At 54.9% G+C, this 12,362-nt stretch carries 9 protein-coding genes; 3 read left to right on the top strand and 6 right to left on the bottom strand.

Annotation, left to right across the window (positions count from 1 at the left end; genetic code table 11):
* Positions 1-60: 60 nt before the first annotated feature.
* From ACYSMN_RS15090 to ACYSMN_RS15075, 4 genes are all read right to left on the bottom strand, one after another.
* Positions 61-1,194, bottom strand: a complete 1,134-nt coding sequence (locus ACYSMN_RS15090; protein WP_488924732.1) for a FecR family protein — start codon at positions 1,192-1,194, stop codon at positions 61-63.
* Positions 1,195-1,246: 52 nt separating this feature from the next.
* A complete protein-coding gene (locus ACYSMN_RS15085; RefSeq protein ID WP_488924731.1) occupies positions 1,247-2,071 on the bottom strand; it encodes a DUF4249 domain-containing protein in 825 nt (274 codons plus the stop codon).
* Between the two features lie 140 nt (positions 2,072-2,211).
* Positions 2,212-4,602: a TonB-dependent receptor gene (locus ACYSMN_RS15080; protein WP_488924730.1), complete on the bottom strand. Its 2,391-nt coding sequence runs from the start codon at positions 4,600-4,602 to the stop codon at positions 2,212-2,214.
* Positions 4,603-4,912: 310 nt separating this feature from the next.
* A complete protein-coding gene (locus ACYSMN_RS15075; protein WP_488924729.1) occupies positions 4,913-5,641 on the bottom strand; it encodes a head GIN domain-containing protein in 729 nt (242 codons plus the stop codon).
* A gap of 345 nt (positions 5,642-5,986) precedes the next feature.
* Between ACYSMN_RS15075 and tssD the strand changes: the two genes are divergently transcribed.
* Positions 5,987-7,876: a type VI secretion system tube protein TssD gene (gene tssD, locus ACYSMN_RS15070; protein ID WP_488924728.1), complete on the top strand. Its 1,890-nt coding sequence runs from the start codon at positions 5,987-5,989 to the stop codon at positions 7,874-7,876.
* A gap of 410 nt (positions 7,877-8,286) precedes the next feature.
* Positions 8,287-8,985 (top strand): hypothetical protein, encoded by a 699-nt coding sequence (locus tag ACYSMN_RS15065; RefSeq protein WP_488924727.1) that lies wholly within the window; start codon positions 8,287-8,289, stop codon positions 8,983-8,985.
* Between the two features lie 389 nt (positions 8,986-9,374).
* On the opposite strand, the gene ACYSMN_RS15060 is transcribed toward ACYSMN_RS15065, so the two are convergent.
* Positions 9,375-9,974, bottom strand: coding sequence for an RNA polymerase sigma-70 factor (locus ACYSMN_RS15060; RefSeq protein WP_488924726.1), 600 nt, complete (start codon positions 9,972-9,974; stop codon positions 9,375-9,377).
* Between the two features lie 183 nt (positions 9,975-10,157).
* Positions 10,158-11,438: an MFS transporter gene (locus ACYSMN_RS15055; RefSeq protein ID WP_488924725.1), complete on the bottom strand. Its 1,281-nt coding sequence runs from the start codon at positions 11,436-11,438 to the stop codon at positions 10,158-10,160.
* 153 nt (positions 11,439-11,591) lie between these two features.
* Here ACYSMN_RS15055 and ACYSMN_RS15050 point away from each other — a divergent pair, with 153 nt between their 5' ends.
* Entirely contained in the window at positions 11,592-12,014 is a 423-nt protein-coding gene (locus ACYSMN_RS15050) for a hypothetical protein (protein ID WP_488924724.1), read from the top strand.
* Positions 12,015-12,362: the final 348 nt, after the last annotated feature.

Here is a 12,362-nt window from a genome sequence, read left to right as displayed (position 1 = left end):
AGTATTGATCCTGAACTGCCGGTCTCATATTCCATGTCTCACTGTCTCGGGTCTAGTACTTTAGGGGCAGCCTACACCGCTTAGCACATAGCCTGCGGTTTCGTCGCCTCGCAGACTGGAATTGGTGGCGAGGCTAAGCACGTTGAGCACCTGCCCCGGTATGGGCTGCCGAAACGTACCCGTAAAACGGCAGTTGAGCAGGCCCGCATCCGCCACCGTCACGCGGGTACCAAACGTGGTGCGCAAAGTGCGAACCACGTGGCTGAGCGGCGCGTTGTCGAACACCAACTCGTCGGTTTGCCAGGCGCGAAAGTTGGCATCGACGGCGGCTGCGCGGCGTAATGGGGCCACGGGGCCGGAGGCTGTAGCAGCTGTTTTGGTGTAGAGCACGCCGCGGTTACCAGCCGTCAGCAGCACCGAATCTGAGCCAGTTGTGGCGCGCGGCGCCAGTTCTACCCGGCCCGTCACGACGGCCACCTCCACCGAGTCTTCGGCTTGGTAGGCCCGTACGTTGAATGAGGTGCCTAGCACGCGGGTGCGGCTGGCAGTCGTGAGCACCGTGAAAGGTCGGCCACGGTCTTTTCTTACTTTAAAGAAAGCTTCTCCCACCAATGAAATCTCCCGCTTGCCTTCCTTGAAATCGGAAGCATATTCCACCTTCGAATATTGGTTGAGCCACACTTGGCTGCCATCGGGTAGGGTCAGGAAGCGCTTTTGGTTTTCGGTAGCTACGCTAAGCGGCGTGGCCGGTAATAGTTGGGTTCGAAAGCTCTGAAAGGCGTACACTGCCCCCACCAACAGCAAAAGCACCGCCGCTATCCGCATCAGGGGCCGCAACGAGAAAGTAGCGGCCGGCCGCATGGGAATTACCTTGGCCGATGTGGCAGCAGTTTCCACAGAAACTGGCGTCCGGTCGATGCGAAGAGGCCGCTCGGTGGCGGCCGGGGCTACTTGCATGTGGGGCCGGAAACGCTGCCAGGCAGCCTCCACGTCGGCCTCGCTAAAAAGCGTGGGCACTGGGCTTGCTCCGGCCCGTTCCCAGGCGCGGGTAGCATCCGTGAGCAGACCCAGCCGCTCGGGCCGCGCCGCCACCCACGCCCGCAGTCTATCCAGCTCTTCGGGCGTGGCTTCGCCAGCCAAGTGACGGGCCAGCAAATCCCAGGGCGCTTCAGAATCAGAATAGAGGTCGGGCATATGCGGCGGTGGTAAGTGGGTCACAAAATCCGCATTTTTTAGCAGATGATTCTCATGGCACCCGAATGGAGTCGGTACGAACAGTGTAGCCGGCAAAATAGCCCACGGCCGCTTTCTTAGGGTCGGAGGAAGTTAGGTTGCGGACATTGGTACGCACGTTGGCCGGCGGCGAGGCAAACAAGCCCCCGTTGTTGATTTGCGTTGAGAGTTCATTCAGAAAGTAATAATAATCGCGGGGCAAGGAGGTGGCCTCCACCCGGATCATGTCGTTTCTTTCGAAAGGGTCGTCGTTCAGCTCCAAGCCGTCAATGTAGTTGCCATCCACGAATTGGTCGTCCGTGATGATTAGGTCGTCGGGCTCATTGAGCAGCTTGCCGTTGCGGAATATTTTAAAACGATAGTAGTCGCCTACCCCGGGCAGCTCTTCGCCATAGTAAAGCACGTAATAGCCCTCGTCCGTGAAGCCTTCCTCCCTACGAAACTCAACTCGGAGACTATCGATTTCGGGGGTGCGGCGGATTTCAGTTTCGGCGCGAAACTCTTGGCCTTCAGCGCGGATGGTGAGCGTGTAGCGTCCACCAATACGGCCCCGGATGGTGCCATTGGTGGTGTAAGTGCCGGGGCTGGTTTCGAGCAGCGTTTCGGTGTTGCCTTGGTCATCCTGCAAAACCAGCGCGGCACCACGCACCCGCGGCAGCTCCGTTTCGCTGAAGTAGGGCGCCGTTTTGGTGAGCGTGACGGTGTAAGGGCCCGGTTGGTCGGTGATGGCGCCATCCACGGCCAGCAGCGGCTCGCCTTTAGGAATATCAACATCAACGACATCTTCGCAGCTAAAGAGCGGCAAAGCAGCGAGGAGAAGCAGGAAAATACGTTTCATCGGAAGTAGGCTGTAGCGCTGAGCGGCGGCTCAGCACCTCGTTGCAGAAATTGAGTGAGAATACTCTGAAGCGGCGCCTCAGTCGTTGAAACGAGCGAGACCATGGGATTTCAGCGGCCAAAGCCCCGCCTCGGAATAGGTTAGAAGCTGAAGTTGTAGCTCACACTCGGCAGCACCGAGCCGAGCACCGACAGGCGCACCGCCTCGGTCTTGTTGGGGTTATCCTCGTTTTGGCGGAAGTAGATGCTGTACGGGTTGCGGCGGCCGTACACGTTGTAGAGGCTGAACACCCAGTAGCTCTGCCATTTGCGCTCGGCGTTGCGCTTGCCTTGCATGGTAGCGGCCAGGTCGAGGCGGTGGTAGGCAGGCACGCGGTAGTTGTTGCGCACGTCGCCGTTCACGTTCGGCACCACCAGGCCCTGGTAGATGTAGCGCGAATCGGGGAAGGTGGTGGAGATGCCGGTGCTGTAGTTGAAGGTGCTAGAGAAAGTCCAGCGCTTATTCAGCTCATAGAGTCCTACCACGGCGAGATAGTGCGTTTTGTCGTACTTGTTCACGTACCAGTCGCCGTTGTTGAGGGCGTCTATCTGCCGCTCGCTCCGGCTGAGCGTGTAGCTGATCCAGCCCGTGAGCGGACCCTGGTTTTTCTTCACGTAGAACTCGGCCCCGTAGGCGCGGCCTTTGCCGTACAGCAGTTCGGCTTCCAGATCTTTGTTGAGCAGCGTATTGGCGCCGTTGATGTAGTCAATCTGATTGTCCATGCGCTTGCCGTACACTTCCACGCTGGCCTCAAAGGCGTTGTCCTGGAAGTTGCGGAAGTAGCCCACGGCCACCTGGTCGGCGTGCTCCGGCTTGATGTTGGCGGTGCTCGGCGTCCAGACATCCAGCGGCGAAGAAGCCGTGGTGTTGGAGATGAGGTGCACGTATTGCACCATACGGTTGTAGCTGGCTTTCAGTGAGCTGGTTTCCGAGAGGGTGTAGCGCATCGAGGCCCGCGGTTCCACGTTGGGATAACGCTTGATGACTTTGCCATCGCCGTAGCGCCGCGGGTTGACGGGCGTTTTCTGGCGGCCGTCGGGGCCCTCGTAGTCGTACACGGTGCCCGGCCCGAGGTAGTCGAACATGGTGAAGCGTATCCCATACTGCATGGTGAAGCGCGGCGAAAACGTCTGCTCATGGTCGAGGTAGGCGGCGTATTCTACGGCGTACTGCTTATCGAGCTTCAGTTCCCGGAAAACGGAGCCCTCGCCAGGTTCCACGCTGCCCGGCAGGAAGGTGTAGTACAAAGCCCCGGCTCCGAAGTTGAGCGTGCTTTGCGGGGAACGGTAGTAGTTGAAATCGGCCTTGAGGCTGTAGTTGGTCACGTTCGATTTCCAATCGAAAGCGTCTTTGCCTTCGGGTACGCCCAGGTTGTAGTCGTACTTGCTCGCTACGGCCGTGAGGTTGGCGAACAGGCGCGAATTCACCACGTGGTTCCAGCGCACGGTGCCGGTTCGGTTGCCCCAGTTGTTCTTGAAATCCTTGCCGAACGCGAATACGTCGCGCCCAAAATAGCCAGAGGCATAAATACGGTCCCGCTCACCAAGCGTGTAGTTCACCTTGGCCGAAAGGTCGTAGAAATAGGCCTGGTTGTCTTTCTGCTCGGGTATAGCCTTCAGAAATAAGTCCCCGTACGAGCGTCGCCCCGCCACGATAAATGAAGACTTGTCTTTCACAATTGGTGCTTCCACAGCTAGCCGCGACGATACCAGCCCCAGCCCGCCACTCACGCCTAATTGTTGCGAGTTGCCTTCCTTCATGCGCACGTCAAGCAGCGACGACAGCCGCCCGCCGTACTGCGCCGGAATGCCACCTTTCACCAGTTTGAGGTCCTTTACGGCATCGGGGTTGAAACTCGAAAACAGCCCGAACAAGTGCGAGGAATTATACACTGGCGCCTCATCCAGCAGAATCAAGTTCTGGTCGACGCCGCCACCGCGCACGTTGAATCCCGACGCGCCTTCCCCTACCGTACTGATACCCGGCAACAGCTGAATGCTGCGCACCACATCCACCTCGCCCAGCAGCGCCGGCACCAGCTTCACGGTTTTGATATCGAGCCGGTTCACCCCCATTTCCGTGCTCTTCACGTTCTCGTCGGGCTTTTGCCCTGTCACCACCACCTCGCCCGTTTGCACACCCTGGCTTTGCAGCCGCACCGACTGCGTTACGTTGCCGGTAAGCGTAAGCGGCACTTGCTGCACGGTGTAGCCGATGTAGCTGTAGGTGAGCGTATAGGTGCCTTTGGGCAGCGTGAGCGAGTAAAAGCCGTACTCGTTGGTGTTGGTGCCGAGGCCTAGGCTCGGGACGCCGACGGTGGCTCCTATCAACGCTTCGCCATTGGTGGCATCTTTCAAATAGCCGCTCACCGTTACGCGGCCATTAGGATTAGGTCGAGGAGCCGCTGGCGTAGCAGCTGGCGCCTGTTGGGCCTGGCCCGGCAAACTGGCCGCTACACTCAATGAAAGCAATACAAAACTGACGCGCAACATATTGGAGGAGGTGATGAGGTGATTAAGTGATGAGGTAAATGGGAGGATGAGGGATGAGTACGGCGGACGAATTGTGCGGAGCAGCGGGCACGAAAGTGAGAGCCTTCCTAACCCAGATTGGAGGCAATGAGCCCCGGCAGGGCAGGTTACCGGTAGTCGTGATGTTTCAGCGACAGTCTCACAGCCCTGGCGCGGAGCGGCATATGCTTGGCGGAATGTTACCCCATCGGGGCGGTGCCTAACTTCACGGACGGCACGTCTACCATTAGGCCGCTCCCCAGCGCCCACTCGGCTATTTCACTTGCGTTTGTTAGTTGGCGCTGACGACCCGGCCCGAGCCGACAATGCGCGACGTTACGCTCGGCTCGCCCCGGTAGTACACCGTGCCACTGCCGCTGATATCGGCGTTCAGGGCTTGCATTATGCGCAGACGGGCATTGCCCGAACCACTAATGCGCACGTCGGCAGTCGTTTGTGTAAGGTCGAAGCCATCCACGCTGCCCGAGCCACTAAGCGAAATTTGCTGCTGCCGGGCCGTACCGCCAAGTCGCACTGTGCCGGAACCCGAAACAGTGGTGCGCAGGTCACGGGCCGTGAGTTGAGGCAGGTCAATGGCCCCGGAACCCGACATGTAGATACTGAGGTCTTCCGTGCTCCACGGCCCCGCTGCCTGCGCCTTGCCGGAGCCCGACACATCCACGCTGGTGAGGGTAGGCAGCGTGAGGTAGACGCGGACAAGGTCGTAGCTGCGGATGCTCTTCCCATCGAAGTCGATGGTGAGCCGGTTGCCGCCCACTCTGGTTCTCAGCACGTCCAGTATGTTCCGCTGGCCTTCTACTCGCACGCTTTGCACTTCGCCCTGCGTCAGATATACGTCAGCATCAATGGCCAGGCTGACACCCGCGAAATTGGCTACCGAGCGAGATTCTGAAATAGTCGGCCCTTCGCCCTTTATGCGGTTAGAGAATACATTGTCGTCATCACAGGCCATCAGCAGCGGGCCCAAGAGTAGAAGCAGGAGTATGCGTAGTCGGTTCATGAAGGCAAGTTGAAGGGGTTGAAATCGGCAGCTGCTTTCCCTCTAGACTCGCTTGCCTACCCCTACCCCTACTCTGCTGAGGAAATTTTTTCGGGGCCTCTATTATCTGCCGACTCAGAGCAGGTCTCTAGTCCATGTACACTGACGTGAGAGCCGGTCTATATGGCTCCTTACCAGCTGCTCTTCCTCCGGATTCTAAATTTTTTCTTGATAATTTCTTATTATGATTGAATATCTCCCTATTTCTAGCATCTTTGCTACCCGTTGAGCTTTCGCCAGGCAACAATCTATTGATATAGTTGCCTGGTCCAGTGCTTGTATTACCTTTCTTTATTACCGTTTCTTATGAGTTTTTCCTACTCTGGCGTGCTGCGCATTAGCGGCTACGAATGGCCTATTTTGAGCTCCAGCCACGAATTCATGCAGCGCCTTGGTGTGCGCGGCAACCCCAACAGCAAGGTGCAGGCGCAGGGCCTGTTCGTACTGCTACACGGGGGCGGGGCCAATAATTGCTTCTTCACTGAGTCTTTGCTTAACCAGCCCAAGCCTAGCCAATGGTCGGGTGAGGCAGTGTTTCAGGATAACAATGGGCGCACGTTGCGTCGCCTAGAGTTTGAAGATGGCCAGCTAGCCCGACACGAGACCATCTTTGAGCCCGGCCGCACCGATGGGCTACCCGCTCTTATAGAGCTGCTGCATATCAAAGCGCCGGTCTGGTACATTGATGGTGTGCGTCATCCTTTTGTACCGGGAGCAGACAAAGCCCGCGAACGGCCCCCAGCTAAAGAAGATAAGCCTACACCAGATCGCAAATGCTGGGCTCTCTTTGACCGCGGCAACAATTATTGCGGAGAATATGGTTTCGATTGGGTAACCTGGGATGAGAGTTCTGGTGATCTAAAAACAGTGCAAAACACTTCTATAGCTAATTATCAATGGGGTTTTGACGACAAAGCGCAAGAATATGTAGCGGCACCTGGCAATACAGCTATGCAAGCCAAATTACAACAACAGTACCAGCGCCTAAGCGTTTATGGTAAACCTTACTATATTCCTTGGCTTTCATTGCGTCCTGGCCAGAAGGTGACGCTAAAAATGACATTGTCTCTTCTTAATCAGGAAAGCTTACGCCAGGATATACTCAAGTTTACCCCCAATGCTCATTACCAGGTTACGGTGAACGGGCAAGCAGACGCAGCCATCAGCCTTCCAGCTGAAGCTACTAAAGATATTGCTGTGACTATCAAGTGCCTTTCTCCTAGCGCCGCTACTTCGCTGTTTGTCAAAGATGAGCTAGGTACTACAGTAGGGCAGATTAACATAGTGGATAATCGATACGCGTACAAGCTACCATTACGAGTGGTATACGTTGTAAAATCTGGCTCAAATAGCGAAAAACGAAAACAAGTAGATTTGTTGAAAAATAAATTCAAACCTCGTATACCTGACTTAGAAAGGTATCTCAACACTGAATCATTCAATCAAGCGTTCGTTGAGTGCTCATTTGAAAAAAATAGTCCTGATTATGTATTTGCTTTCGACACTAAGAAGTGGAGTAGAGATGGTTATTACGACACAAAAACGAATAAGCTAAAGATACATAAAAATGGTAATTGGACATTAGACTACTGTGCTGATGAATTAGACAGAGTTCTTCCTAAAGACTTTAGAGGTGTGACCATCTGTCTAACTGACTTAGAATTAGAGGACAATGACCCTACAGGGTATATTTATGGAGCGGGTACAATATATCCGCTTGACTCACCGTATTTACTGATGTATAACCAAGGTGTTACTGGCACCGAAGAGTTCGCTCATGAAATAGGCCATGTATTTGGTTTACTCCATTCATTTCTTGATAATGCTATGATAGCACAATTAAACAACTTCAAAAATGATATTGAATACTTAGAAACGGAGATAAAAAGATCAGATAATCTTATCAAAACAACTAAGAAAAATATCAGTGATCTAAAGAAAATAGGTGCAGACCTATCTTTTAATAAGCAGTTCTTATCAAATGAAGAAAGAATAAGAAAACAGCTTTATAAAAGGCAAAGAGATACTAAGAAAAAAATAAATGTCTCTCAAATGAACAATATTATGTTCAAAAAGGCGACATCAGAGAATATAATGGACTACTCAGCTTCAAAACTATCACTACACAAATGGCAATGGGAGATTATACAAAAAGATGCATCGTTTTACTACGGCACTAAAGAATTAATAAAATGAGAACGTTAACTCTTTTTTTCCTTCTACTGACACAAATGGTCTATGGCCAATCACAAAACAAAAACGTTTTGAGACACCGTTTACCCTCTAGTTTTATAAAAATCATTAAGCAAAAATATTTTCTTGACGGTGAGCCGCTATACCATTTGGATGGAAAATATCTAATACTTCAAGAAACAAAAAAATACTGTTGCTACTCTGTAGGGTCAGATATTCCTTCGACGCTCATCTATGAGAAATCAGATACAACAATAACAGCTGGATTTATAAGAGGTATACCAACTGGCACTTGGGCGTATTATAAAAAGGACAAAAAATACAAAGAAGAAACCTACCAGAACGGCCGACGCATAAGCAGCCGCAAATGCCCTTGCAAAAAATAATTTCCATTCACCTTTTTCTTAATCCACATGTACGAAGACAAATACGAGAACCATTTTCTTAATATCGTAGCTTCACGAGAGGCTTTTCTACAGTTCGCGCAGTACACCGCTACGGCGCTGGCGGCTACAAGCAATAACGCCTTGCAACAGTTGGCTCAACCCGTGCAGAACCGAGTGGCTGCGCTGGGCAAAAGCGTGACGGAGCGCGGCGGGCAGGATGCTACCGGCCAAAGCGGCACCCGCACTCAGAACGACGTCATCGAGGCTATGAAGCAGTTTGTGCGCGACACCAACGTGGACCTGCTGCAACCCAAGCTGCGCAAACAGCCCGCCGAACTGCTCAAAGTATTGCCCTACGGCCTGAATGGTCTCACGGCCGCTAGCAAGAAGCAGTTTCCTATCCGCTTCACCGTATTCACCGAAGCCCTCGAAGGCCAGACTGCCACCCTTGGGACTGAAGTTGCCCAGCAGGCTCGGACCCTGCTGGCCGAGCTGGCTGCCATTACAACCACCCGCGACACCACCAACAAGCAGAAAGATGATACGATAGGAGCACTAGGCCAAGACTGGCAGCAACTATGTACTGGACTGTGGCAGGTGCATTGCACGGCTCTGGCTCAGTTCCATGAAACACCTGTGCTAGCCCGCGCCTTTTTCAACTACGACCTGCTGCCCGATTATAACGCCAAGCGCAAGGCGGCGCGCAAAGCCCAAACGGCAGTGTAGCGCGTGTAGCGCGAAGCTCCCGCTTCGCGCATCGTTGCTGACATTGAACGACTCCTGTTCCATAACATCATTCCTCAACGTCGTGCAACGAGACGCGAAGCCGGAGCTTCGCGCTACATCAACCCTGGTGCCGCGCTATGCTTGGGTGCTGGGCCCTTTGAGCAGACAGCTCACAGCCGCGCGTTGGATTATCCCAACTGGTTGGAAAAGCTTACCGGGTGGCCTGCACCCTATTCCAACCGGTTGGGATAGGTAAGCGGACGTCCGGCAATGGCTCCCAACCGGTTGGAGTACATTGCCGGACGTCTGTTTGCCCACCCCAACCGGTTGGGAGCCATTCCATGACGTACTTTACCCCGTTCCAACCGGTTGGAACGGGGTAATTGCTTTTATAAGGAACTGATTAACCAGAGCAGCAGCCCCAGGTACAAATTGCGCAGTACCGTGCTTAGCTCGCGGCGCAGAATGCGCAGGGCTTTGCCCATATGGTTTTCCACCGTTTTAGGCGAAATCTCCAGCACGTCGGCTATTTGCTGGTAGCTCAACTCCTCGTAGCGGCTCAGCTCGAACACCGTGCGGCACTGCGTGGGCAGTTGGTTCAGGGCTGCCGCCACGGAATCCTCGGCTTCCTGGTGGTGCAGCTGTTCCAGCGCATCCACCGCCTGGGGCTCTACGGCGGGTGAGGCATCGTCGAGAGCTATCTGGCGGCGGCCACGCTCCTGGTAGCGCAGAGCAGCATTTAAGGCAGCGCGGTAAAGGTAGGCGTGGTAGCTGGCTACGTCGAGCGTTTCGCGCCCGTTCCAGACGCGCAGAAATACGTCCTGCAACAAATCCTCGGTTGCATCGCGGTCCTGCGTTACGCGTTGGATTACCTGCCCTAGCGGCCGATAGAACTCTCGAAACAGCAATTCCATCCAGGCGGCCTCGTCGGCGTGGCGCAGGTGGGCCAGCCGGGTTTCGAGGGCGTCGCGGGCAGCGGATGGGTCCATGGCACGGGTACAGCAGCTGAGAATCCGGCCCAGGAAAACGACCGGCGCCAGCCCAAAGCTAATAGTCTATGGGTATATGAGCACCGATATATGTCCAACAGATGAAATAAGCGCATGATTTTGTACCTGAGCCAACTCAGCCGCAGCCGGCACCCGGCGGTACGAAACCCTCCGCCACACTAGCTAGGCCTTTACCGTTTCCGGCGTCATATCGAGGCGGCGTAGCTTGTCGGCTCGCCACGCCGTGATGCCCACCACCAGCAGCGTCATGCCCCCACCGAATACCACCGACGGTACCACCCCCATCAGCCTGGCCGCCGCGCCCGACTCAAACGAGCCAATTTCATTGCTGGAGCCAATAAAGATGTTGTTCACCGCCGACACCCGGCCTTTCATGTATTCCGGCGTGAAGGTGTGCAGCAGCGTGGAACGCACAATAACGGATACGGCATCGAAGACGCCCGTCAGGAAAAGCAGGAATAGGGAAAGCCAGAAGTTGGTTGATAGCGCGAACAAGATGGTAGCCAGCCCAAAGCCGGCCACCGCCCACAGCAGCTTACGTCCCGCTTGTCGCCGCAAAGGGAAGTAAGTCAGTAGCACGGCCATCAGTACCGAGCCCACCGCCGGTGCCGACTCCAGGTGGCCCAGCCCCGCGGCTCCCACCTTCAAAATATCAACCGCAAAAACCGGCAACAAGGCCACTGCTCCCCCAAACAGCACCGCGAATAGGTCGAGCGACAGGGCCCCCAGCACCAGTTGGTTGTTGAAAATGAACTGCAAACCGCTCAGCACGCTGTCTTTAAGGCCTAGCCGCTCGCCTTCCACTGCCGGTAAGGGGCGCGAGGCAATCCGCAAAAACTGGAGCAGCGCCAACGTCAGCAACCCCGTAGCAATGGCGTAGGAGTTGCTGACGCCCAAATGCGCAATCAGATAGCCCCCAATGGCTGGGCCAATCACTGCCGCCGCCTGATAAGTGGTGCTGTTCCAGGTAACGGCGTTGGCCAGTTGCTCCCGCTTGGGCAGCAGCTGGGGCATAAAGGAAAAGAGAGCCGGCCCCAGAAAACCCCGTGCAATGCCACTCACGAAGATAATGCTGTACAGCGGCAGCGTGTAGAGCGACTCTTTAGCGAGCATGCCGATGCCCAAGGGCGAAGCAAAACCCCAGAGAGCCGCCGCACACAGCACCAGCACGGCCACGGCCGCCACGATAATGTTCTTACGCCGTACAGTATCGGCCACGTGGCCGGCATACAGCGAGACGCCAATGCTAGGAATAGCCTCGGCCAGCCCGATAAGCCCCAAAGCCAGCGGGTCGTTGGTGAGCTTGAATATTTGCCAGCTTATTACCAGGCCTTGCACGCGCGTAGCCACTATCATGCAGACCCGCGCGGAGATAAGACGGCGGAAATCCGGGATGCGTAAAGCGGCGTAAGAATCGTGGCGCGGAGTAGGGGCAGCAGACATGGGGCAATTCGCGGGCGAAAGAGCCGCAAAGGTAGACCCCTACCTAAGAAGCTTCGCCTCTCACGCCTATTTCTCTTGCTCCTTTGGTGCTTCTTCGTACCATTGATATCTACTGCCGCCTCTTCCTGCTCTCACCTTCTGTGCCTCTCTCCCATGCCTACCCCCGCACACCTAGCCGACTTAGTGGAGCTAACGTACCGCCACGACCTGAACGTGCTGCTGGCTCGTTGGCTACGGCCTATTTCCTCGCCGGAGCTGTGGCAGAGCTACGAAGCCCTACTCGATGCGGCGGCCGCTCACCAGTGTCGTTTCTGGCTGCTTGATCTGCGGCGGCGCGGTATCAGCACCGAAGACGACACGCAGTGGGTACTAGAGACTTTCTTACCTCGCTTGGCGCCCCGGCTCGGGGGTCGAGTGTACCTGGCCTTTCTCGTCGCGCCACCACATTTAGCCGCCATCGACCAAGAGAACGGGGCCCCGTTGGTTTCCAACGCGCAATGTCACGTGCGTTTGTTCACCGACGAAGGGTTGGCTTCCGCCTGGCTGGGCCGGCGACGTCAGCACGAGAGCGTATAGGGCGTTTTTGCTATTGATGACCCGCCGGGCGAATTTTCTGTGTGGTCGCGCCAAGCGCACGGCGCTTGGTTTACCCGCCTAAAACAGTAGCGGTTAGTTTGCAAAAATTCTTTCTCAACCTATATCAGTAGGTTAAGGATTTATTGCGTTTTTCACACAACGTAGCATCGTTTATTGTATATGTTTTATCGAAAGGTTTAGAAAAATGAAAAAATATTTTCTTTACGGCTTTTGAAGCGTTGTGTTTCGTCGGGCAGTTACATACATTTGAGCAAACGAGTTTCTTCATCATTCGCTCATCTCGAGATTTTTCACGGCAATTGCACAATATGGTTTAAAGCTCTACGT

This window comes from Hymenobacter sp. M1-2 (genome assembly GCF_057808495.1).
The sequence above is the reverse complement of the archived record's forward strand: the minus strand, read 5'-3'. Positions and strand labels throughout refer to the sequence as shown.